Raw genomic sequence first — 23,133 nt, 5'->3', positions numbered from 1 at the left:
GACAGAAGAATGCACATCCGTAGCAATTCCAGAAACGAACGCGGCATCCGTTCCGCCCTGCTTGCACTTGGCCTGTGTCTTCTTGCCACTGCTGCGCTCGCCCTCGACCCCGCCGAGATGTTCGAAGACCCGGAAAAGGAAGCCCGCGCCCGCGAGATCGGCCGCGAATTGCGCTGCCTTGTCTGCCAGAACCAGTCGATCTTCGATTCCAATGCCGGGCTTGCCCACGACCTCCGTGTCGTGGTGCGGGAACGTATGGAGGCAGGCGACAGCGATGCGGAAGTGCTCGAATATGTCCGCTCCCGGTTCGGTGATTACGTCCTGCTGGAGCCGCCCGTGACCGCCCAGACCACCCTGCTCTGGCTGGCGCCCATCGGCTTTATCGCCCTCGGTGCGCTCGCCATGCTGAGCTACCTGCGGGGCCGCCCGAAACCGGCCAATCCGCTGCCTGAACTGACCGAAGAAGAGACGGCCGAAGCCCGTCGCCTTCTAGAGGAGACCCGCACATGATCTTCTGGGCCGTCGCCACGCTTCTGGTCATCCTCTGCGGGCTCTGGATCGCCCGCCCCTTCCTGCGCCACGGTGCGATGGAAATGGAGGCCGCCGACAGCACGATCTCGATTTATCGCGACCAACTGGACGAGGTCGAACGCGACCGCGAGGCGGGCCTCATCAGCCCTGCCGAATGCGACGCCGCCCGGCAGGAGATCGAACGCCGTGCACTCGCTGCCGCACGGCGCATGGATCAGGGTTTCTTCATGGGGCACCGCTCCGTCCCGGCCGCGCTGAGCATATCCGCGATGGTCGTCGTGGCCGCACTCGGCACCTATCTCGCGCTTGGCACACCCCAAGCACCGGATCAGCCGCTGGCCGCGCGTCGCTCGGAGATGCTCACCCAACAAGCCGCCGCCGGAGACATTTCCAGTTCAATCCAGTTGCTGATCGATGCCACCGAGAAGACCCCGGAAGACCTCGACACCTGGTGGTTGCTGGGCAAGTCCTACGCGGCTGTTGGCGACCTGGGCGCGGCCGCCGAAGCCTACCGCCGTGCGGCAGAACTTTCGGAGAACGACCCCGAGGTGCTCGCCACCTATGCCGAGGCCATGATCAAGGCCAATGGCAACAAGGTTCCACCAGCAGCGCGTATCATCTTCGAGCAAGTGCTCGCGGAGACACCGGAGCCACGCGCCCGCTACTACATCGCGCTGGCCAAGGCCCAGGCGCAAGATTTCCAGGGCGCGATCGAGGATTGGGGCATGCTGCTCGCGGACTCGCCCGAGGGCGCGGGCTGGATCCCGATGGTCCGCCGCGACATGGCAAACATGGCGCGTTTCCTGAAGCAGGACCTGCGCACCTACCTGCCTGATGCCACCCCGGCCGAGATCGCGGCGTCCGGCGGCACAATCGCCGAGAGCGGCACCGCGCGTATCGCCGAACTCGAAGCGAGCCTCGGCACCGAGCCCGCCGACTACAAGGGCTGGATCGAGCTCGCCACTTTGCGCTCAGGCGCGGGGAACGGCGAAGGCGCGCTCGCCGCACTGAACGAAGGCCGCAGCCATTTCCGCGCCGCCCCCTTCGTGCTGCAGAAGTTCGATGAAACCGCTCGCGCGCTTGGTCTGGACATGCTCGACCGTGGCCCCGGCGTGTCCGGCCCGGATGCCGAACAGGTCGCCGCGATCTCTCAGCTCAGCCGCGAGGAGCAGGACGAGATGATCGACGGCATGGTGGCCGGGCTCGCCGCGAAGCTCGAAGAGAACCCGGACAACCTCGACGGCTGGATCATGCTCGTACGCTCCTATGCCAATCTTGGGCAGATGGAGACGGCGCGGGAGGCCTATGAGAGTGCGAAAGCGCAATTCTCCGGACGGCAAGCCGCACTCGATGCGCTTCGTTCTGGAGCCGGCGCCGTGCTGGGCGCCAATTGAGGCCTGAAACCGACAGCGTTTCTTTCGGCCATTCGGTGGCGCGTGCTTCGCACGTGGGAACGATCCTGCGGATCGTGCCTCCGGCGGGGATATTTCCTGAAAGAAGAAGACCTCAAGCGCTCCGGGACTTCCTCGTTCCTCACGAATCCTGAGGGAGCCCTCGCAAGAGCGGGGGGGGGCGGCGCCCCCCTTTACCGTCAACAAACGGCTCGAAGGCTACCTCCGGGCCGTCTTTCCTCTCGCGGCAATACCCTCTCAGACGCCTTCGGAGGACTGCGCCCAGATATTGATGTCTTCCTCTGAGGCCAACCGGTCGATCTCCGCCAGTTCCTCTTCCGTGAAGTGGAGATTGCCAACGGCCCCGGCGCAATCCACGACCTGCTCGGGCTTGCTGGCTCCGATCAACGCGGAGGTGATACCCTCATTGCGCAGCACCCAGGCAATTGCCATCTGTGCCAGCGTCTGCCCGCGCTGTTCCGCTACCTCGTTGAGCGCCCGAACCGAGTTCAGCGCGCTTTCGGTCAGGAAGCCGTCACGGAAGCTGCCGCCCTTGGTCGCCCGGCTGCCTTCCGGCACACCGCCAAGGTATTTCTTCGTCAGCATTCCCTGTGCCAGCGGCGAAAAGGCAATCGATCCAACGCCTAGCTCTTGAAGTGTCTCCTTCAACCCGTCGCGCTCCACCCAGCGGTTTAGCAGGCTGTAGCTCGGCTGGTGGATCAGGCAGGGCACGCCCATATCCTCCAGAAGACCGACCGCGTCGCGGGTGCGTGCGGAATTGTACGAAGACAGGCCAACATAGAGCGCCTTGCCGGCGATCACGAGATCGGCCAGCGCCCCCATCGTCTCCTCGAGCGGCGTGTCCGGGTCGAAGCGGTGCGAATAGAAGATATCGACATAGTCGAGCCCCATCCGTTTCAAGCTCTGATCACAGCTCGCGATCAGGTATTTGCGGCTGCCCATCTCGCCATAGGGCCCCGGCCACATCAGGTAGCCCGCCTTGGAGGAAATGATCAGCTCGTCCCGATGGTCGCGGAAATCCGTCCGCAGGATCTCGCCAAAAGCTTCCTCGGCCGAACCCGGGGGCGGGCCGTAGTTGTTGGCCAGGTCGAAATGGGTGATCCCGAGGTCAAAGGCCGTCCGACAGATCTCCTGTTTGGTGCGGTGCGGGGTGTCGTGGCCGAAATTGTGCCAAAGGCCAAGCGAAACTGCCGGAAGTTTCAGGCCCGAATGGCCACAGCGGCGGTATTCCATGCGGGAATAACGGTCGGGATGCGCGACATAGCTCATGAGAGATCTCCGGATAGGGCCCCGCCGGAGCAGCCCGGCAGGCTCGGCGCCACTTTCCTCCCGCAGCCGCCCCGATGCAACGGGATTTCGTGTCGCGTCAGTCCAACCGTACCGATGCGTTGGGGCTGCCGCTCGGGCCGACCGGGTCGACCTCGTCGATCACGTAATGCGCGCCGACAGAAACGACGACGATGGTTATACAGGCCAGTACGAAGGATCTCATTTGTCACTCTCCACGGGTCGCCTCGCGCAGGAATTCGACCAGATCGGCCCGGTCCTGCGCCCCGGCGATCCTTTGCATCGGCATTTTCGTTCCCGCCACATAGACCTCGGGCCCAAGGTCGAACAGCGCATCAATCGTCTCCGGCCCCCAGACAATCTCGGAATCTTCCAGGGTCTCTGAGTAGGTGTAGCCCGGTACGGTTCCGGCACGGCGCCCGAAAAGCGCGTGCAGACTCGGCCCGGCACGGCGATTTTCCTCGGGGCCGAGCGTGTGGCAGATCGAGCATTTGCGCTGGAACTGCCGCTCGCCATTGGACACATCATCGCCGCTGGCGAGGAAACTGCGCTCGCCCTCGACCATCCGCGGCCGCTCGCCCGCGCCTTCCACCGGCCAGGAGAACATCGCATCGTCCAACCCGCCGGCGTGGACATTCCCGCCATCGGGCGAGAAGGCCAGCGCCCAGACGGGGCCGCGCAGGGTGGCTCGAAAATCGAGCGTGAAGCGCCAGTTTTCGGTGTCGATCAGCGAGATATACCCCTCGCCATCGCCCACAGCGAGCAGGCGTTTATCGGGTCCGGCCGCCATACCAAGGATCGGGCGACGGTCCAGCGTCAGGTCTGCAATCACCGAGCCATCGGCGAGCGAGAGCGCCTTGGTCGCGCCATCGACGGCGCCATAGGCGATCCAGCCGGCGGTCTCGTTGAGCGCCAACGTGTTGATGCCGAAGCCGTTATTGGCGAGCTGGCCAAGCGCGGTGCCATCGGCCACGCGCCAGAGCCGCAGCGTTCCATCGGCGGCGCCGGAATAGAGCGTCGCGCCATCATCGGAGAAGGCAACCGCGTTCACGCCGGCCTCGTGCCCGGTGAGGAAACGCGCTTCGCTTCCCGGGTCTGCGAGGTTCCATATCCCGATCGAGCCATCCCAGCTTGCCGAGGCGATCATCTGCCCGTCCGGTGAGACCGTCAGCGACATGACCTTGCCCTTGTGGGTGCCCAGCCGTTGCCCCTGCCCTGTTTCAAGGTCCCACAGGAAGAGCGCGAAGTCGTCGCCCGCAGAGACTGCGCGGGTAGCATCGACGAAGGTCACCGTGTTCACGGCGGCCGCGTGCCCTTCCAGCCAGAGGGGTTCTCCCTCGCGCCAAAGCCCGACCGAATTGTCGAAACTCGCCGTGAGGATCGCCCCGTTCGCCCCGGCAGCGATACCCTTGACCGGACCGCCATGGCCTTCAAGCGTGAAGAACTCTCCCGCAGCGGCTAGCCGCGGGGCGATCAGGAACCCGGCTGTCAAAGCCGCGCGCAGCATCTATTCGGCGGGTGCCTGCGAGGCGGCCTCCTTGGCCTTTACCTCGTCAAGCCAGAGCGAATGGTGCTCGCGCGCCCATTGCTCCTCGACATAGCCCGTGCCCATTGCGTCGAAGGCGCCCTCCATACCGACCGTGCCGATGTAAATATGGCCGATGATCATCGCCATGAAGCCAAAGCCGACCGTGGCATGGACAAGCTGGGTGTATTGCATCTCCTGCTGCGGGGCGAGCGGGGTGGGCAGGTTGGACATGCCCAGCGCGCCGAGCAGGCCGGTATCGTTGATCCAGGCGAAGATGGGGGTGAAAACCGGCGCGTTGAAGGGCATGAGCAGGCTCAGCCCGCTGGCCACTATAAGGATGGACAGCGCAATGACGGACCAGAAGATCAGCTTCTGACCGGCATTGAACTTGCCCGCCGGCGGGTGGATCGAATGGTCGAACAGTCCGCCAAAGACCATCAGCCACTTCACATCATTCCAGTTGGGGATATTGAAACGGACCCATTTGAAGAAGATCAACGTCACCCCCAGCATGAAGGCCCAGCTGACATTGTTGTGGATCAGCTTGGACCAGAGCGCGAGCGTGGCATGCGCCTCGTGTCCCATGATCGGAATCAGGAGCGGGCGGCCATACATGGAGACGAGCCCCGTCAGGCCGAGCAGGATAAAGGAACCGGCGGTGGTCCAGTGGATCCAGCGATCGAGATGGCCGAAACGCAGGATGGTGCGGCCGGTACGCTCGCCGGCAATCGGCACCCGGCCGAACAGCAGGAGAACCACGGCGAGCAGGCCGATCATACCCATGAGCAGCCAGCCGCCATACTTGGCCAGCCGGTGGTCGCGCAGGATCAGCCAGCTCATGCCGCCATCCTGGATCAGTACATCGGCACCCGGCGTGCTGGCGGAAGCGGTCACGTCCGCCGTGCCATAGCGCAGGGCACGGAACATTTCGGCGTCCGAGACGCCGCCAAGCGTGCCAAGCTGGCCGGTGATGTCAGCGGCCTGTGACGGGTCGCCCAGCGCTTGCCGGCGGAAATCGAGGTCCACCTGTTCGCCGCGCTGGCGGGCCATGATGTCTTCGCGGGTCTGGGCGCCGCCTGTCGCTTCGCGGGCAGCCTGCATCGTGGCGGGATCGGTCTGGTCGGAATTCGGTGCAAACAGGCTCAGAACGAAGGCCGCTATCACGATGATCGCGAAGACAAGCACGAAGCCGCCAAATCCGCTTTTTCTCTCGGACATCCGGGTCTCACTCGGGTTCTGCGAGACGCGCTGGAGCACGCTCGAAATTAAATGGATCAAAACGTTCCCCGGAGCGGGCCGGGGAACGCGCGGGATGCCCGAGCCGGGCATCCCTTACCTTTGGAAAGTGGCCTCAGCCGCCTTTCTGGTCGTAGGCAGTGCCCCACCCCCAGGCGCCCGAGCCGAAGCCACGGGACACCACGCGCTCGCGGTAGATGGCGGAGACGACATCGCCGTCGCCGGCCAGCAGCGCCTTGGTGGAACACATCTCGGCGCAGATGGGCAGCTTGCCCTCGGCGATCCGGTTGCGGCCGTATTTGGAGAACTCGGCATTCGAGTGGGTCTCCTCCGGGCCACCGGCGCAGAAAGTGCATTTGTCCATCTTGCCGCGAGAACCGAAGTTGCCCGCCTGCGGGTATTGCGGCGCACCGAACGGGCACGCGTAGAAGCAATAACCACAGCCGATGCAGAGGTCCTTGCTGTGAAGCACGACCCCTTCCTCGTTCTGGTAGAAGCAATCCACCGGGCAGACGGCCATGCAGGGCGCGTCCGAGCAATGCATGCAGGCCACGGAAATCGACCGTTCGCCGGGCTGACCGTCATTGATGGTCACCACGCGACGGCGGTTGATGCCCCAGGGTACTTCATGCTCGTTCTTGCACGCCGTGACGCAGGCATTGCACTCAATGCAGCGCTCGGCGTCGCAGAGAAACTTGGATCTAGCCATTCTTCATTCCTCCTTATGCCGGCGAAATCTTGCAGAGAGTCGCCTTGGTCTCCTGCATCTGGGTGACCGAGTCGTAGCCATAGGTCTGGGCAGTATTGGTACTCTCGCCCAGCACGTATGGATCCGCGCCCGTGGGGTATTTGTCCCGCTGGTCGATGCCCTGGAAATGGCCGCCGAAATGGAAGGGCATGAAGGCAACGCCTTCGCCCACCCGTTGCGTGACCATCGCCATGACCTTGACCTTGCCGCCCTCTGGACCTTCGACCCAGACCTGTGCCCCGTCGCGCACGCCAAGGTTGTTGGCATCGCGCGGGTTGATCTCGACAAACATGTCCTGCTGGAGTTCCGCAAGCCACGGGTTGGACCGTGTCTCGTCGCCACCGCCCTCATATTCGACCAGACGGCCGGAGGTGAGGACGATCGGGAAGTCCTTCGAGAAGTCGTTCTTCTGGATCGAGGCATACATGGTCGGAAGGCGATAGAACTTCCGGTCCTCGTAGGTCGGATAATCCGCCACCAGATCGCGCCGCGGCGTATAGAGCGGCTCACGGTGCAGCGGCACCGGATCCGGGAAGGTCCATACGACGGCCCGGGCCTTGGCATTGCCGAAGGGCGCGCATTCATGCGCAATCGCGACCCGCTGGATACCACCAGACAGGTCGGTCTTCCAGTTGACCTTGCCGATGGCTTCGCCGGAGGTGGACCAGATCGCCTCGATCGCATCGGGCGTCTCGCCATCCTCGTAGTCCGCATCAGCCAGGTTCAGCGCCTCGACGCCTTCGAAACTGCCTTCTGCCACAGCCTGGATCACAGCCCACTCGGCTTTTGTCAGGTCCTGATCCCAGCCGAGATCATGGAGCATCGCCATGGTGAACTCGGGATATCCATCCTGGATCTCGGAACCCGCCGAATAGACGCCTTCGGCCAGAAGGTTGTCACCATCGCGCTCCACACCGAAACGGGCGCGGAAAGTGAGGCCGCCCTCGGAGACAGGCTTGGACATGTCATAGAGGTTCGGCGTGCCGGGATGACCCATTTCGGCCGTTCCCCAGCAGGGCCAGGGCATACCGTAGTAATCGCCATCGGCAGGGCCGCCTATCGCCTGCAGCGTCGTCCGGTCGAACGTGTGCTGGTTGGCCATGTGCAGCTTGATCCGCTCCGGGCTCTGCCCGGTATAGCCGACCGTCCACATGCCGCGGTTGAACTCGCGGGTCACGCTTTCGATATTCGGCGTCTCGGCGTCTTCCATCTCGATATTGCGGAAGAACCGGTCGGCGAAGCCGAACTTGTTGGCGAACTTGGCAATGATGACGTGGTCGGGGAGGCTCTCGAAGAGCGGGTCCATGATCTGATCGCGCCACTGGATCGAACGGTTGGAGGCCGTCACCGAGCCACGCGTCTCGAACTGGGTCGTAGCCGGCAGCAGGTAGACGCCATCGGTGCGGTCATGCAGTACGGCGGAAACGGTCGGGAACGGGTCCACCACGACAAGCATGTCGAGCTTCTCCATCGCCGTCTTCATCTCCGGCATCCGGGTCTGCGAGTTGGGGGCGTGCCCCCAGAGCACCATGGCACGCACCGCGTTGGGCTGGTCCGTGTTCTCGGGATCTTCCAGGACACCGTCGATCCAGCGGGACACCGGGATGCCCGTCAGGTTCATCAGGTTCTTGTCCTTGCCGTCGGAACCCTTGACGGTCTCGAACTGACCCTTCAGCCAATCGAGATCCTCTTCCCAGACCCGCGCCCAGTGCGCCCAGGCACCGCCCGCAAGGCCGTAATAGCCGGGCAGCGTGTGCGACAGCACGCCGAGATCGGTCGCGCCCTGCACGTTGTCATGGCCGCGGAAGATGTTGGTGCCACCACCGGAGGTGCCCATATTGCCCAGCGCGAGCTGCAGGATGCAGTAGGCGCGGGTGTTGTTGTTGCCGTTGGTGTGCTGCGTGCCACCCATGCACCAGATCACGGTGCCGGGGCGGTTATTGGCAAGCTGGCGGGCCACACGGCGAAGCTGCGAGCCCGGTGCACCGGTAACGCGCTCAACCTCTTCGGGGTTCCACTTGGCAACTTCTTCCTTGATCTGGTCCATGCCCCAGACACGGGTGCGGATGAACTCCTTGTCCTCCCAGCCATTCTCGAAGATGTGCCAGAGGATCCCCCAGACCAGTGCCACGTCGGTACCTGGACGGAACCGCACGTACTCGTCGGCATGCGCGGCCGTGCGGGTGAAGCGCGGGTCGCAGACGATGAGCGGCGCATTGTTGTTCTCCTTCGCCCGCAGCACGTGCAGAAGCGACACCGGGTGCGCCTCCGCCGGGTTGCCGCCGATGATGAAGATCGCCTTGGAATTGTGAATATCGTTGTAGGAGTTGGTCATGGCGCCGTAGCCCCATGTGTTCGCAACACCCGCAACGGTTGTGGAGTGGCAAATACGGGCCTGGTGATCCACGTTGTTCGTGCCCCAATAGGCTGCGAACTTGCGGAAAAGGTAGGCCTGCTCGTTGTTATGCTTGGCCGATCCGAGCCAGTACACGCTGTCAGGTCCGCTCTCTTCGCGGATCTTCATCATCCCGTCGCCGATCTCGTTGATCGCCTGCTCCCACGAGATGCGCTTCCACTCGCCACCCTCTTTCTTCATCGGGTACTTGAGCCGGCGCTCGCCATGGGCGTGCTCGCGAACCGCGGCACCCTTGGCACAATGCGAGCCGAGGTTGAACGGGCTGTCCCAACCGGGCTCTTGCCCGATCCAGACGCCGTTTCGGACTTCGGCAATGACCGTGCAGCCCACAGAACAATGGGTACAGACGGATTTCACGTTCTGGACAGCACCATCCACGGAAGACTGGGCATCCGCCCGCGTTACCGTTCCTCCAGTGGCGCCCAACGCGGCAAGGCCACCGATGGCCAGACCGGAGCCGCGCAGAAATGTGCGGCGATCGACGGTCTTCTCAGCCGCCGAAGTGAGGATACTTGTCCGCTGGGGGCGTCTCGCAACCCCGTTGGTCTTTTTCCTAAGCATTTCTTTCCCTCCCTTGCTTTCCCGAAATCGGGATCGCTTGGTACGAATGTTTTTCCTCGGGCAGTCGGGCGTCACGCAACCAGTCGCCTTCGGGCTTATGGGGCATCGTCCGGTTCGAAATCTAGAACCGGGCGCTGTCGTAATAGGCGCGGGTATGCGCGGTGTCCTGCATGCGCGTTTCGCCGGTCACCTCGTCGGCCACAGCTTCCTGCGGGGCGACAGTGGCCGCAACGGCGGCAGCGGGAACGGACAGGGCGGCGGCTTTCAGAAAGTCGCGGCGATTCGATTCCTTGACTTGCTCGGGCACGATACTTGCTCCTTGGTTGGGGGCCGGTTGCCCGACCGGTTGCGGTTTCACTCGCCGCTCATGCGGAAAGCCTGGCTCTCGATCTCCATGAAGGCGCGGCCGACGGAACCGACCGGCGCATAGAGGATCGAATTCTGAGCGCCCTCGAGATCACCGAAGAAGTGACCGGCCCAGGGCGCGATGTGACGGAAATAGAACTCCTTTTGACGCTCAAGCGACGCGGGCGCCCCGAACCGGCCCAGGATCATACCAGCCATCATCTCCATGAGGCTGGCGATATTGTCCTCCGGCTCGAACACGTTCGGCGCTCGCGCGATCCGCAGCGCGGCCATGTCGTCGCGCAGCTTCGAGAGCGGTTTTTCGTTGAGGAACCCGGTCATGTAATAGGAACCGTAGGGCAGCAATTCACCCCGTCCCAAACCGATGAAAAGCGCGTTGAACTCCGATTCCACCGCCTTGGGCGTCACCGCCTGCGCCACGCGCGAGAGGCTTCCGATCGCCCGACCCAGCTCGGACTCGTCACCGCCGAGCGCGGCGGCCTTTTCGAGCAGCGCCGCGTCGGGCGGAGCGGCCAGAAGGGCGCTCAGGAAGTCGTAGAGATCCGCGCGCAGGCGGTCCTCTGGCGAAATTGAGATATCTTGGGCGGCGGACATTTGGTTCTTCGGTCTCTCGGATCAGGTGAATTCAAAGCGCATGCGGCGGCGGGGCAACGGGGCGTCATCGGCGGAACCCAGGTCGGTTTCCTCCGGTGCTTCCATTGCGTTGGTGGTTTCGGACGGGGGGATTTCGGACGGCGAGGTCGTTGGCTCCGCCGCCGGGGTGTCGGCAAGCTCGGCAACGTCGGCAAGGGCCACAACATCTTCTTGCGGCGCGGCTTCAAGGCTTTCCGGATCAGCTGTGCCCTCGGCGTCTTCTTGCGCAGCGAGCGCCTCGACATGTTTCAACATGCCTTTGCCGACCTGGTAGGAGGTCTGGAGGTTGTCGACGACCATGGCCGCGTCGGTGAAATCCTCGCCGTAATCGACCATGCCATCGAGATTGGCCAGCGCCGGGTTGGACAGCCAGAGCCGCCGCAGTGCCCGGCGACGCAGCCGTTCCGGCACCGCAGCTTTCAGGAAAGCGGCAAAATCGTCTCCGGCCTCCAGCGTATCGGGATCTTTCAGGCCCAGCTCATCGAGGATCTCCTCGTCCGGCCGCTCCGCGAGCGCGGCCTGCGCCTGCTCGGCGTGCTCGACCTGCGCAGCGACCTGCTCGGCCTCGGCTTCCTCCGCGACGGCCGCCCGTCTCCGGCTCCAGAAATCCCCGCTGGTCAATGGAGCCTCCCGGCCTTGCGGCTCGTCGGCGAGCGATAGACGTCCGTAAGCTGCGGAATGCGCGCATCGCCGACACCATCGACCTTGCGGTCCGTCCGCTCCCGGTCGCGGCGGCGCTTCACGAAGGCTTCCTCCGTGTGGTGTTCCTCGACGAAGTCGCGGATCAGCGCGACCAGTCCCTCGGGCATCGGCACCAGTTCGACCAGCTCTTCGCCACTGTCGAGGTAGTCCTGCGTTTCATAGGGCGACGCCGTGGCCAGCAGTACCTGCGGCCTGTCCGGGTCGTTCGACATTATCACGCCGATGGAGGGCACGCGGGCAGACAGGGCGGAAAGGTAAGCTTCGGTGTCCGTCCGCCACAGCTCCAGGGTCACGGTCGCGGCATGATATTCCACCGCCTCGCCCTCTTCGCGCAGCACTTTCCACGCCGCCGGACCCGCCCCGGGCAGAAGGTCAACCGCCTTCCACACGTGACGCACCCAACGCGTTTTACCCGGCACCCTTCGGATCACGATCCCAAGGGGTAAGCAGACAGACGGCTGCTGCATTGAAGTTTTGTCCTCCCTGAAGCCGCCCCTGATTTCGCGCTCATTGACGGCTTTGGCTTCCAGCATTGTGCGAAATGCTCTCCAAGCCAAGGTTTTTTTGCTCTTTGTGTGCAGATTCGGGCCGACAACAACCATTTGAGCGAAAACGACAAAAAACACATAAACACATTCAAAACCGTTTAATTCACTCAAGTTTACTTTTTTAGGTTTCCGCGAGATTTCGCGGCTTACCGCTTTACCCAGCGATATATTCCCGCTTACCTCTTGTCTTTACGCGAGCAGTTCGAGGCCGGCATGTCCCGGTCATGGAGGAGATATGCCCGAAAAACTGATCCTGTGTAGCTGCCTCGGCAGCCAGGCTCCCGACGCAGAAGCGCTGAGTACGGTCGGCGGACTCAAATGTTCACGAATGCACAGCAACCTGTGCGGCGAGGAACTTCCCCTGGCCGAGAAGGCAATTTCCGAGGGCGGAGCAATCATCGCCTGCGCACAGGAGCAGGAGCGTTTCGAGGAGATCGCGGCCGATCTGGGCGTCGATATCCCCGGTTTTGTCGATCTGCGCGACCGGGCCGGTTGGTCTGACGAGGCTGACAGCGCTGGCCCGAAAATGGCCGCACTGCTGGCCGATGCGCTGCACCCCGCCCCGGCGGTCCGCACGATAGACATCGCTTCCGAGGGCACGTGTCTTGTGCTTGGCGCGCCGGAGATCGCCTTTCACGCAGCCGAACGGCTGGCCGGAGCACTCGCGCTCACCGTTCTGCTGGAGGAAGAAACAGAATTGCCGACCACCCGTCGGTACGACATCGCCCTTGGCCGGTTGCGCGGCGCAGAAGGCGCGCTTGGGCATTTCGAGTTGCGCATAGACCGTTTGCAGCAATTGGAGCCGGGGGGGCGCGGCGCGTTTCGCTTCGGCGCGCCGCGAGATGGTGCGCGCACCGCCTGCGACGTGATCTTGGACCTGCGACCGGCAAGCCAGCCGCCGCTCTTTCCCGCACCCGCCAAGCGCGAGGGCTACCTGCGCGCGGACCCGAAAAGCACATCCGCCGTCGAAGCGGCGCTCCTCGAAGCCTCCCAAATGGTCGGCACGTTCGAGAAACCGCTCTACCTGAGCCTGGACCCGGTGCTTTGCGCCCATTCCCGCGCCGGGCAGGAAGGTTGCCGTAACTGTCTCGACCTCTGCCCGACCGGCGCGATCCGCCCCGATGGCGAACATGTCGATATCGACCCGTTGATCTGCGCCGGTTGTGGCTCCTGTGCCGCGCGCTGCCCCTCAGGGGCGATCTCCTTCGAAGACCCACCGGTGGCCGCCCTGATGTCGCGAATCGCACGACTCGCCGAGAGCTTCACCAAGGCCGGCGGCGTCCTTCCCCGCCTGCTCGTTCATGACCGGGACTTCGGAAGTGAGATGATCTCGCTTTCCGCCCGCTACGGGCGCGGATTGCCGGCGGATGTGATCCCGATGGATCTCGAACGCGTCTCGGGCTTCGGCCATGCCGAGATGCTCGCCGCCCTTGCCTGCGGCTTCGGCGCGGTGGACGTGCTGCTGGCCCCGGGCACGGAACGCGAAGCGCTGGAGCAGGAAAATGCGCTTGCCCTGGCGCTCGGCGGACCGTCTCCCGCGCTGCGCCTGCTGGAGCCGAAGGACCCCGAGGCACTGGAAACCATGCTCTACGGTGCGGCAACGATCCAACCACCCGCCCCGATCCTGCCGCTCGGTTCCCGCCGGCAAGTGGCCCGGCTCGCTTCCAAGGCGCTCAACCCGGACGCGACCGAACCGCTGCCGCTTCCCGCTTCCAGCCCCTATGGCACGGTCGAGGTGAATGACGACACCTGCACGCTCTGCCTCTCCTGCGCCTCGCTCTGCCCCTCCGGTGCCTTGGGCGACAACCCGGACCGCCCGCAACTGCGTTTTCAGGAAGATGCCTGCCTTCAATGCGGGCTTTGCGTGACGATCTGCCCGGAAGACGCCATTACCCTGCAACCGCGCATGGACCTCAGCGACGCCGCTCTCGGCCAGCAGGTGCTACGCGAAGAGGATCCCTTCGAGTGCATCGAATGCGGCACGCCCTTCGGTGTGCGCTCGACCATCGAACGGATCATCGAGAAGCTCGAAGGCAAGAACCCGATGTTCGCCAACCCGGAGGCGACCCGCATGATCCGAATGTGCGACGATTGCCGCGTCCGCGCCCAGTACCATTCGCAGGACAACCCGTTTGCCGGCGCGGACCGACCGCGCGTGCGGACAACGGATGACTACCTGAGCAAGCGCCGCGATCACTGATGCTGGATCGGCGCGCCCAGATCGGCCGGCGAAAGGCTTGCGGCATAAGCCGTGATGTCGGCCAGCTCGTCCAACGTCAACTCCACGGGCGCGAGCGTCGGCTGAAGGCCCGCCGGGAAAGGAGGCGTGATCTCTGCTACCTGGGTGAAGGAGGGATGCGGCTTGAGCGCATAGAAGGCTGCGAAACGGTCGTGCCAGTTCTCCAGGGTCCGAAGGACGGCAAAGGACGGTGTGGACCCCACCCCGTTCATGGCATTCTGCGGCCCGATCACGTGGCAGCGCCCGCAATGCGTGAGCGACAGCGCCGCCCCGCGCACGAGATCGCCGGAGATTTCTTCCTCCTCGACTTCAGCCCGCAGGACAGCGGCGACAGAGAAGACCGGCGGTCCGGCAAAGCCTTCGATCGCTCGGCTTCCGGCGTCGCTGCCCAGCCAGTCGAGGAATTTGCTCAAATGCGGGTGGTCGCTGGCTTCCGGCGACAGGGCAACAAACCACAACGCCTCATCCTGCGCGAAAGCCGCCACATCCCCTTCGGGGGCGAATGTCGCCTGCGCAGGCTCTCCCGGCGCCACGAGCGTTATGGGTATGCTGTTCTTGAGCGAAAACCGCGGCAGGAGGTGCCGCAGAAACCCGGTTTCTACCAGTTCGGACGGGGCTGCGATGAACAGCCGTCGTTCCTCGGCCTGCGCCGAAAGCGCGCCGCCGAGCACAATGGCAATGACACTTGCCAAATGGCCAAGTCGCACGTTTCCTCCCTTTCCTGCTCGCAGTCTGCGTGCCTCAAGGGTAGGGTGCGTTTCGATATTCCGTCAACTGCACGGTCAGCCGACCGGCTACAGCCAAGAAAAGACGAGGTAATTTCGAGATGACGATTTCCCGCGAGGCGGTTCTGGAAGTGTTGCGGAAGTTCTCCCTTCCCGGTGGAACCGACATCGTGTCCGCCGGAACGGTACGGGCACTCAATGTCGAGGACGGCAATATCCGCTTCGTTATGGAGGTCGCTCCCGAAAGCGCGAAGGCGATGGAAACGGTCCGGGCAGAAGCCGAAGCCGCGCTGAAGGCGCTCGACGGCGTCGGGCAGGTATCTGCAGTGATGACAGCCCATTCCGCCTCCGCGCCGCCCGACCTGAAGCCGCAGCGCCCCGCCGAGCCCAAAGGGCCGCAAAAGATCCCCGGCATCGAGCGCATCATCGCCGTGGCGTCCGGCAAGGGCGGCGTCGGCAAATCCACCGTCGCCGCGAATCTCGCCGTTGCGCTCGCCGCCGAAGGCCGTCGCGTCGGTCTGCTCGATGCCGATGTCTACGGCCCCTCGCAACCAAGAATGCTCGGCGTCTCCGGCCGCCCCTCCTCGCCCGATGGCAAGACGATCCTGCCCATGCGCAACCATGGCGTTACCATGATGTCGCTCGGGCTGATGACACAGGAGGACGAGGCGGTCGTCTGGCGTGGCCCGATGCTGATGGGCGCGCTGCAACAGATGCTGACGCAGGTGCAATGGGGCGCGCTCGACGTGCTGATCGTGGACCTGCCGCCCGGCACCGGCGACGTGCAGATGACGCTGGCGCAGAAGGCGCAGGTGACCGGCGCTGTGATAGTCTCCACCCCGCAGGACATCGCCCTGCTCGACGCGCGCAAGGGGATCGACATGTTCAACAAGCTGAACGTGAAAATCGTCGGCATGATCGAGAACATGTCCACCCATATCTGCTCGCAATGCGGCCACGAGGAACATGTCTTCGGCCATGGCGGCGTGCGGGCGGAGGCCGAGAAGCTCGGCGTGCCGTTGCTGGCCGAGATCCCGCTATCAATGGATGTTCGCCTGGCTGCCGATGGCGGCGCGCCCATCGTCGCCTCCAACCCGAACGCGCCACAATCCATGGCCTTCCGAGCCGTCGCGCGCAGCCTGATCGACGGAGGCAACGCGTGACGCCGGAGCTTCCCGTTTTTCCGCCGCTCTTTCACGGCCACCCCGTCAACGGCGCAGCAGACCCCTTCGCCAAGGCCTGTGCGCAGGCGCTTCTGGGCTGCGACTCCGGGCTCGTGGCCTACAATATCGGCGCCGACACGCTCAGGGCGGCCATCGTGCTTGCCCCCGAAGTTCCGCTGGAACCGGCCATGTCCGCCTTCATCGCCTGCGGGGTCGGGTTCCAGAACGCGCTCGGCGCCCTCGCCCCGCCCGAGGTCGCCGTGCACCTGACATGGGAAGGCGGCATTCGCGTCAATGGCGCGGGCTGCGGGCGCCTTCGCGCTGCCGCGTCCACCGCAGACCCAACCGCGCTTCCCGACTGGCTCGTGATCGGTCTCGAAACCCCGCTCCTGCCCACCGGCGACCCATCGCATGAAACGACCAGCCTGTTCGACGAGGGCTGCGCCGAGGTCGAACCGCTACGCCTGCTGGAAGCTTGGATCCGCCACACGCTGGTTTGGCTCAACACTCTGGAAGAAGACGGCAATCGCCCGCTCCACGCCCAATGGCAGGGCATTGCAGACGGCATTGGCGAAGACATGACGCACGGCGCGCTCTCCGGCACCTTCCTCGGGACGGATGAGGATTTCGGCATGTTGCTCCGAGCGTCGGACGGAACCCATGTCATCCCGATCAGCAGCATTCTCGAAGGAAAGAACAGGACATGAAACTGGCCCGCGCCATCCATCTGGACGAAAGCGACATGCAGGTCTTCGCCAACCCGGCCCGCACCGGCGAATGGTGCCTGAGCGGCGGTTTCGAATTTTCCAACTGGACCGAGGCCGACCTCACCGGCAAACCGCGCCAGGCCTTCTCGAATGGCTGGCTCGGCTGCGAAACCTTCGGACGGGTCACCTTCGTTGCCGTGGCACGGATAGAGCCGGAAGAACTTGCCACGCTCGAAAACACCCTCGCCCAGCATTTCGTCGATCTCTACGGCGCGCCTTCCCGAGAAGCCGCCCTGCCTGTCGCCAAGGAAGAGCTCGCCCAAATGATCGATCTCTGCGAGGAGCACGCCCCAAACACCCTGCTCACCGTCGCCCGCAGTCTCACCGAGGCCGGCATCCGCGAGCAATTCCGGTCGATCAAAAGCGAAGAGGCCAGCCTCGATCAATTCGCCGTGCATATCACGCCGGACGAATAGGCCACGCCTTCCTCTTTCGACATAGATCCTCGGGGGAGCCTCCGACCAGGAGGCATGGGGGGGCAGAAAGCCCCCCGTACCGGCCTCAGTTCTGGCCCGCGTTAAAGGTAAAGAGCTGCTCCCCTTCCAGCCGGTAGCCGTCAATCAACGCCTTCGCCCGGTCCGAGACCAACCAGGCCTCCAGCTGCCCGGCCAGATCCGCCTTCACATGAGGGTGTTTCTCCGGGTTCACCGGCAAATAGGCGTATTGGTTGAACAGCACCGGATCACCGGCAAAGAGCAGCTCCAGATCGCCCTTGTTGCCGAATTTGAGCCAGCTCGCCCGGTCCGACATCACGTAGGCGTTCAGCCCGCTCGCCGTGTTCAGCGTCGCGCCCATGCCAGAGCCGGCTTCCTTGTACCACTCGACCTGGCGCGCATCCGCCCCCACACCGGCCTTGGTCCAGAGCGACAGCTCCATCTTGTGCGTTCCGCTATCATCGCCACGGCTGGCAAAGGGGGCCTTGGCCTCGCTGATCGCCACCAGCGCCGCCGTCGCGCTCTCGGCATTGGCAATCCCCGCCGGATCGTCTGCCGGACCGATCAGGACGAAATCGTTATACATGATCTCGGTGCGGTGCGTGCCGAAGCCGCCTTCCAGGAACGCTTCCTCGGCCGGACGTGAATGCACCAGGATCGCATCGACATCGCCCGCCTCGCCCAGCCGGATCGCCTGACCAGTGCCGACAACGAGCAATTGCACCTCCAGATCCAGATCCTTCTTGATCTCGGGCAGCAGAATCTCCGAAAGGCCGGAATTGTGAAAGGAGGTCGTGACCGCCATCTTCATCACGTCGGCCCCGGCCGCCCCGGCGGCAAAGGCCACTAACACAGCACTCAAGAACAGCTTTCTCATTCCACGATATCTCCCTGCAGAAATGCCCGTGCTTCGGACGTTTGTGGTTTTTCAAAAAACCGCGCAGCCGACCCGTCTTCATGGATCCGACCGCGATGAATGAACAGGACATCGCTGGCCAGCCGCCGCGCCTGCCCCATGTCGTGGGTGGACATCACGATCCGTGTTCCCTCTGAATGCGCGCTCAGCAAGACCGCCTCGATCTCGCGCATGGCGCGGCCATCGAGGCTGGCGCAAGGTTCGTCCAGAAACAGGATTTCCGGCTTGCGGATCAAGGCGCGCGCCAGCGCAAGCTTCTGCCGTTCCCCGCCCGACAGAACGGGCGCCGGCCGCTCGGCGGCATCGGCCAACCCGATCCGCTCAAGCCAGCGCGCTGCCTCCGCCCGCGCCTGCTTGCGCGAACTGCCATGCAGCTGCATCGGATAGGCGACGTTCTCCAACACGTTCCGGCGCATCATGACCGGGATCTGGAACACGAAAGCCTGCCGCTCACGCGCCTTTTTCTCCGACACCTGCCATTCGACCGCCCCGGAGGCGAGCCGTTCCATGCCGTGCATCATGCGCAGGAGTGTCGTCTTGCCGGCACCATTCGGGCCAATCACGATCGTGAAACCGTCCGCCGGCAATTCGTAATCGACCGGCCCGACAATGACCCGCCCATTCTTGCGAACACGCGCATCTCGGAGCCGGAGCGGCAAGATAGGTTGCGTCACCATTGGCCGCTGACCTCCGTGCGCGAGAGGACATGAATCATCCAGTTCACGGCGATTGCCAGCCCGATCAGAACGAATCCGAGCCCCAGGGCGAGCGCGAATTCCCCTTTGCCGGTCTCCAGAGCAATGGCCGTCGTCAACACCCGCGTCGCATGGTCGATATTGCCGCCGACGATCATGATCGCCCCGACCTCGCCAATGCCGCGCCCGAATCCGGCCAGCGACGCGGTCAGCAGCGCCCGCCGCCCGTCCCAGACCAGCGCCTTGATCCGCTGCCAGCGGGTCGTGTTGAGCGAAATCAGCAGGTCGTGGTACTCGGCCCACATCTCGCGCATCGCCTGATGGGCGATCGACGCAATGAGCGGGGTCAGGATGATAACCTGGGCGATGATCATCGCCGCCGGCGTGAACAGCAGGCCAAACACCCCGAAAGGCCCCGACCGCGACAAGAGCAGGTAGACAACCAGGCCCACTACGACCGGCGGAAGACCCATCAACGCGTTCAGAATGGCAATCGCCGCCCGCCGGTGGCGAAACCGTTTCACCGCCAGCCAGGCGCCAAAGGGGATCCCGAGCAGCGAGGAAATCAGCACTGCGCTCAGGGTCACTTCCAGTGAACGTATCGAGATTTCAATCAGATCGGGATCGAGCGTCACGACCAACCGGCCGGCTTCAAGAAGCCCTTGCAATATATCGTTCATGGAAAAATGTCGTGCTCGCCCTCACCCCGTAGAGCGACCCTATCGGCAGAACCCTGCAGGAAGCCAGAGAAAATCCGAACCATGGGCGCTCCGGCCATAGTGCGGCCGCTTGTGCATACCGGAACAGACGCTTTGGAGGCGTGACAGTCAGAAACCGGCATAGGGCAGGAAACGCACTGGATCGCCGGGTGTCACATGCTGCTCCGCCTCGTCGAACGCAACGAGTCCAGTCGACCAGCTAAGGCCCGAAATCCGTCCCGATCCCTCACTAGCGAAGGCCTCCGCCCGCCCATCCGGGCCGATACGTGCGCGCAGGAATTCCGCCCGCCCCGGTTTCTTGCGCTTCTCGAAAGCCGCCGGCACATCGAACCCCTGCGGCTCCCGCCATTGACCGCCGGCCAGAACTTCCAGCGCGGGGCGCGCAAAGAGCAGGGTACAGACAAAGGCAGCGACCGGGTTTCCCGGCAGGCCGAAAACGGGCACCCCTTTCCAAAGACCGAGCGCCAGCGGGCGGCCGGGCTTGATGGCAATCCTCCAGGACGTGATCTGCCCCTCGTCGCGCAGAAGCGCGGAGACATGGTCTTCATCCCCGGTAGAGACACCGCCGGATGTCAGGACCGCATCCACATCCGCCGCCGCCCTGTCAAACCGCGCACGCAGGTCATCGCGCGCATCCGAAGCACAACCAAGATCGACGGCCTCAAAGCCCCATTGCGCCAGTTGCGCCAACAACATCGGTCGGTTCGCGTCGAAAATGGCCCCCGGCCCGAGGGTTTCCGGGTCAGATTGACCTGCGGAAACCACCTCGTCGCCATTCGACAGGACGCCGACCCGAAGTCTTTTGAAAACAGACACTTCCGAAACGCCTGATGCGACGAGAAAACCAATGTCCTGCGGTTGCAACCGGTGCCCTGCAGGCAGAATCGGTTGGCCGACGCGAATATCTTCTCCGGCAAGACGGCGGTTCGCGCCCTTCTTCAAGGGGCCATTGAACGCGATCCGGTCGCCTTCGCGGGCCACGTCCTCTTGCAACACGACGCTGTCCACACCCTCGGGCAGAATCGCTCCTGTCAGAACCCGAATGGCCGAACGTTCCGGCACAACCCCTTCATAGGGAACGCCAGCGGCCGCACGCCCGTCGACCAGCGGCATTTCAACCGGACCGTCCGGAACCGGGCCGCAAAACCCATAGCCGTCGACCGCGGAATTATCCGCCGGTGGGTTGGCGCGTCGTGCCTGCGCCGGTGCGGCGAGTACCATGCCCGCAGCCTGTTCCACGGGAAGAACCCGCTCGCCGACAACAGGAGTCATACGGTCGCGCAGTGTGCCAAGCGCGGTATCCATCGGAATCCAGTCCACTCCGGGCGGAAGCGCGAAGCAATCGTTCCGGAGTTTCGGCGGCGAGATCATTCGAAACCACATTCCTTTCGGATAAACGCCGCGATTTGCGCGGTGTCGTCCAGATGAAAAACCAGCCGATCATCGGTCAGTTGCGCCCGAACGGCCTCCGGCGAATCCGTTGCCACGGCCTGAATGGTCGGATCATCGATCGCGATCAGCCGCTGTCGGGTCTCCATGCGGCAGGCTTCGATCTTGGGATGGCGATCCCGCTTGTACCCCTCGATCAGGACGAGATCCACGGAGCGCATCTTGGCCAGCATTTCTTCCAGTGGCGGCTCTGAATGATCGCGCAATTCGTCCATGAGAACCCAACGTTTTGACGTAACCAGCATGACCTGTTCCGCGCCGGCGGCGCGGTGGCGATAGCTATCCTTGCCCGGTTGATCGACGTCGAAACGGTGATGGGCGTGTTTCACCGTCGAAACGCGCAGACCGAACGCAGTCATATCGTCAATCAACCGCTCCATGAGGCCGGTTTTTCCAGAGTTCTTCCAACCTGTTACGCCGTATACCTTCAAACCTTGCCCTCTTCGAAGCGGCGCCGGGCAATATCGAGGTCCGCCGGCGTGTTGACGTTGAAAAACGGGTCCCTGCCGTCGGGCGCGTCGAAGACGACTTCAACCGTGGCATGGACATCGGTCCACTGAACCACCTTTCGCACACCGCTTTCAAGCGCTTGGCGAAGATCTTCGCGTAGTGCGACGGGCCACAGGCCAAATGTGGGCTGACGTAGAGCGCCTTTTGACGGGTGCGGGGTCGCGGCGAGGACGATCTGTGCCGCCCCCCTTTCGGTCCGGAAGCGGTCGACGAGGTCACGGGGAAAGAAGGGCGTATCTGCCGCCACCGACACAATTTCGCTCGCTCCCAGTTCCGCCGCCCAATCCAGCCCAGCCAGAACACCGGCCAATGGCCCCACGTAACCGGGCAGGGAATCCGGGATCACCGGAAGACCGAATGCGTCGAACCGCTCGGTCGGACCGTTCGCATTCAGGGCGATGGAAGATGCTTGGGGGGAAAGTCGGTCGATTACGAGATCGAGCAGGCGTCGGTTCCCGATTTCCCGCAATGGCTTGTCGCCGCCGCCCATTCGTCGGGCAAGACCGCCGGCCAGAATCACCGCCGGGATGTTCGCCGCCTTACCCATCCTTGTCGGCTCCCTTGCGTTGGTGCGCACGTTTCTCTTCCACAATTTCTGCGGGATCGACGTCGAAGACAACGCGTTCTTCTCCACTCACGCAGATGAAGCGTTTTCCGCGCAACCTCCCGATCAATGTCATTCCGAACTGGCGCGCCAGTTCCACCCCCCAGGCCGTGAAGCCAGATCGAGAGACGAGAACGGGGATGCCCATGTGTGCGGTCTTCAATACCATTTCCGAAGTCAACCGACCGGTCGTGTACAGGATCTTGTCGGTCGGATCGGTCGCATTCTGGAACATCCAACCCGCCACCTTGTCCACGGCATTATGGCGCCCGACATCTTCAAGGTAAATCAATGGCTTATCCTGTTCGCAAAGGATAGTACCGTGGATCGCCCCGGCTTCGAGATAGAGCGATGGAATGCGGTTTATCTTGTTCGAAAGCGTGTAGAGCCAGCTGGTTCGGACCTCGCCTTGCGGCAGGGAAAGCCCTTCCAGCCCGTCCATCATGTCGCCAAAGACCGTGCCTACGGCACATCCGCTGGTGCGGGTTTTCTTCTTCAGCTTCTCTTCGAAGTCCGTCTCCCGGTCCGTGCGCACCACGACCACGCCGAGATCATCGTCGTAATCTACGCCGGTGATACGCACATTGTCGGGGATCATTCCCTGGTTCCGGAGGAAGCCGATCGCCAACAGGTCCGGATGGTCCCCGATCGTCATCGCCGTCACGATTTCCCGCGCGTTCAGATAGATTGTCAGTGGGCGTTCCGTGACAACGCGAAGGTCGATTTTCTCGCCCGAATGGTTGGTCCCCTCAACAGAGGCCGTCAGACGTTCGTCCTGGGGAGTGGGGGCAATTTCGAGTTCGGGAAGGTCCTGCAATCGTGCCAATTCACGTTCTCCTGTGCGCGTTCCGAAGATGGATAGTCACGAACGATACGAGCAACTGGGTTTCGGTTCAAATTTGGATTTTTGTCATGCAAAAAGCCCCGCTGTTTTATTTGCGGGG

At 63.5% G+C, this 23,133-nt stretch carries 24 protein-coding genes; 6 read left to right on the top strand and 18 right to left on the bottom strand.

All coding sequences use genetic code 11. From position 1 onward, the window contains the following. Nucleotides 1-9 precede the first annotated feature (9 nt). Nucleotides 10-510, top strand: coding sequence for a cytochrome c-type biogenesis protein (locus tag AX756_RS18570; protein WP_082739185.1), 501 nt, complete (start codon nt 10-12; stop codon nt 508-510). Next, nucleotides 507-1,925: a c-type cytochrome biogenesis protein CcmI gene (gene ccmI, locus AX756_RS18565; protein ID WP_068315245.1), complete on the top strand. Its 1,419-nt coding sequence runs from the start codon at nt 507-509 to the stop codon at nt 1,923-1,925. The genes AX756_RS18570 and ccmI overlap by 4 nt, the downstream gene beginning before the upstream one ends. A 255-nt stretch (nt 1,926-2,180) precedes the next feature. On the opposite strand, the gene mgrA is transcribed toward ccmI, so the two are convergent. From mgrA to AX756_RS18520, 10 genes are all read right to left on the bottom strand, one after another. After that, nucleotides 2,181-3,212, bottom strand: coding sequence for an L-glyceraldehyde 3-phosphate reductase (gene mgrA, locus AX756_RS18560; protein WP_068315242.1), 1,032 nt, complete (start codon nt 3,210-3,212; stop codon nt 2,181-2,183). Between the two features lie 97 nt (nt 3,213-3,309). Beyond that, nucleotides 3,310-3,435, bottom strand: coding sequence for a hypothetical protein (locus tag AX756_RS26665; protein ID WP_269432962.1), 126 nt, complete (start codon nt 3,433-3,435; stop codon nt 3,310-3,312). A 3-nt stretch (nt 3,436-3,438) separates the two neighbouring features. Next, on the bottom strand, nt 3,439-4,737 hold the full coding sequence (locus AX756_RS18555) for a c-type cytochrome (RefSeq protein ID WP_068315239.1): 1,299 nt from the start codon (nt 4,735-4,737) through the stop codon (nt 3,439-3,441). Continuing rightward, nucleotides 4,738-5,976, bottom strand: a complete 1,239-nt coding sequence (locus AX756_RS18550) for a formate dehydrogenase subunit gamma (protein WP_068315236.1) — start codon at nt 5,974-5,976, stop codon at nt 4,738-4,740. Between the two features lie 133 nt (nt 5,977-6,109). Further along, complete coding sequence (gene fdh3B / locus AX756_RS18545) at nt 6,110-6,703, bottom strand: formate dehydrogenase FDH3 subunit beta (RefSeq protein WP_068315233.1); 594 nt, start codon at nt 6,701-6,703, stop codon at nt 6,110-6,112. A 13-nt stretch (nt 6,704-6,716) separates the two neighbouring features. Beyond that, nucleotides 6,717-9,719 carry a formate dehydrogenase subunit alpha gene (locus tag AX756_RS18540; RefSeq protein WP_068315230.1) on the bottom strand — a complete coding sequence of 1,001 codons (3,003 nt, stop codon included), beginning with the start codon at nt 9,717-9,719 and terminating at the stop codon, nt 6,717-6,719. A gap of 121 nt (nt 9,720-9,840) precedes the next feature. Further along, nucleotides 9,841-10,029, bottom strand: a complete 189-nt coding sequence (locus AX756_RS18535; RefSeq protein ID WP_438938416.1) for a ubiquinol-cytochrome c reductase iron-sulfur subunit N-terminal domain-containing protein — start codon at nt 10,027-10,029, stop codon at nt 9,841-9,843. Between the two features lie 44 nt (nt 10,030-10,073). Then, nucleotides 10,074-10,679: a TorD/DmsD family molecular chaperone gene (locus tag AX756_RS18530; RefSeq protein ID WP_068315224.1), complete on the bottom strand. Its 606-nt coding sequence runs from the start codon at nt 10,677-10,679 to the stop codon at nt 10,074-10,076. Nucleotides 10,680-10,700: 21 nt separating this feature from the next. After that, on the bottom strand, nt 10,701-11,339 hold the full coding sequence (locus AX756_RS18525; protein ID WP_068315221.1) for a DUF3306 domain-containing protein: 639 nt from the start codon (nt 11,337-11,339) through the stop codon (nt 10,701-10,703). Next, nucleotides 11,336-11,887, bottom strand: coding sequence for a DUF3305 domain-containing protein (locus AX756_RS18520; protein WP_068315435.1), 552 nt, complete (start codon nt 11,885-11,887; stop codon nt 11,336-11,338). Before AX756_RS18520 ends, AX756_RS18525 begins: the two co-directional genes overlap by 4 nt. Nucleotides 11,888-12,203: 316 nt before the next feature. Between AX756_RS18520 and AX756_RS18515 the strand changes: the two genes are divergently transcribed. Further along, nucleotides 12,204-14,168 (top strand): 4Fe-4S binding protein, encoded by a 1,965-nt coding sequence (locus AX756_RS18515; protein ID WP_068315218.1) that lies wholly within the window; start codon nt 12,204-12,206, stop codon nt 14,166-14,168. On the opposite strand, the gene AX756_RS18510 is transcribed toward AX756_RS18515, so the two are convergent. Beyond that, complete coding sequence (locus AX756_RS18510) at nt 14,162-14,914, bottom strand: cytochrome c family protein (RefSeq protein WP_231701098.1); 753 nt, start codon at nt 14,912-14,914, stop codon at nt 14,162-14,164. The genes AX756_RS18515 and AX756_RS18510 overlap by 7 nt on opposite strands. 119 nt (nt 14,915-15,033) lie before the next feature. Between AX756_RS18510 and AX756_RS18505 the strand changes: the two genes are divergently transcribed. Genes AX756_RS18505 through AX756_RS18495 form a run of 3 tightly spaced genes read left to right on the top strand, consistent with a single transcriptional unit; the run spans nt 15,034 to nt 17,278 of the window. Next, on the top strand, nt 15,034-16,095 hold the full coding sequence (locus AX756_RS18505; RefSeq protein WP_068315213.1) for an Mrp/NBP35 family ATP-binding protein: 1,062 nt from the start codon (nt 15,034-15,036) through the stop codon (nt 16,093-16,095). After that, nucleotides 16,092-16,802 (top strand): biotin/lipoate--protein ligase family protein, encoded by a 711-nt coding sequence (locus AX756_RS18500; protein WP_068315210.1) that lies wholly within the window; start codon nt 16,092-16,094, stop codon nt 16,800-16,802. The genes AX756_RS18505 and AX756_RS18500 overlap by 4 nt, the downstream gene beginning before the upstream one ends. After that, a complete protein-coding gene (locus AX756_RS18495; RefSeq protein ID WP_068315208.1) occupies nt 16,799-17,278 on the top strand; it encodes a DUF6505 family protein in 480 nt (159 codons plus the stop codon). Before AX756_RS18500 ends, AX756_RS18495 begins: the two co-directional genes overlap by 4 nt. Nucleotides 17,279-17,363: 85 nt before the next feature. Here AX756_RS18495 and AX756_RS18490 read toward each other — a convergent pair whose 3' ends face one another. The 7 genes from AX756_RS18490 to AX756_RS18460 form a co-directional block, all read right to left on the bottom strand. Beyond that, the gene (locus AX756_RS18490) at nt 17,364-18,173 is read right to left on the bottom strand and encodes an ABC transporter substrate-binding protein (RefSeq protein ID WP_068315205.1); all 810 of its coding nucleotides are present in this window, start codon (nt 18,171-18,173) and stop codon (nt 17,364-17,366) included. After that, the gene (locus AX756_RS18485; RefSeq protein ID WP_068315202.1) at nt 18,170-18,889 is read right to left on the bottom strand and encodes an ATP-binding cassette domain-containing protein; all 720 of its coding nucleotides are present in this window, start codon (nt 18,887-18,889) and stop codon (nt 18,170-18,172) included. Before AX756_RS18485 ends, AX756_RS18490 begins: the two co-directional genes overlap by 4 nt. Next, entirely contained in the window at nt 18,883-19,587 is a 705-nt protein-coding gene (locus tag AX756_RS18480) for an ABC transporter permease (protein WP_068315199.1), read from the bottom strand. Before AX756_RS18480 ends, AX756_RS18485 begins: the two co-directional genes overlap by 7 nt. Nucleotides 19,588-19,734: 147 nt before the next feature. After that, the gene (locus AX756_RS18475) at nt 19,735-20,997 is read right to left on the bottom strand and encodes a molybdopterin-binding protein (RefSeq protein WP_197431091.1); all 1,263 of its coding nucleotides are present in this window, start codon (nt 20,995-20,997) and stop codon (nt 19,735-19,737) included. Continuing rightward, nucleotides 20,994-21,506, bottom strand: coding sequence for a molybdopterin-guanine dinucleotide biosynthesis protein B (gene mobB / locus AX756_RS18470; protein ID WP_068315194.1), 513 nt, complete (start codon nt 21,504-21,506; stop codon nt 20,994-20,996). Before mobB ends, AX756_RS18475 begins: the two co-directional genes overlap by 4 nt. Then, complete coding sequence (gene mobA, locus AX756_RS18465) at nt 21,503-22,132, bottom strand: molybdenum cofactor guanylyltransferase MobA (RefSeq protein WP_068315190.1); 630 nt, start codon at nt 22,130-22,132, stop codon at nt 21,503-21,505. Before mobA ends, mobB begins: the two co-directional genes overlap by 4 nt. Then, nucleotides 22,125-23,015 (bottom strand): formate dehydrogenase accessory sulfurtransferase FdhD, encoded by an 891-nt coding sequence (locus tag AX756_RS18460; RefSeq protein WP_068315187.1) that lies wholly within the window; start codon nt 23,013-23,015, stop codon nt 22,125-22,127. The genes mobA and AX756_RS18460 overlap by 8 nt, the downstream gene beginning before the upstream one ends. Nucleotides 23,016-23,133: the final 118 nt, after the last annotated feature.

Source organism: Aliiruegeria sabulilitoris (assembly GCF_001558155.1).
GTDB lineage: Bacteria > Pseudomonadota > Alphaproteobacteria > Rhodobacterales > Rhodobacteraceae > Tropicimonas > Tropicimonas sabulilitoris.
The sequence above is the reverse complement of the archived record's forward strand: the minus strand, read 5'-3'. Positions and strand labels throughout refer to the sequence as shown.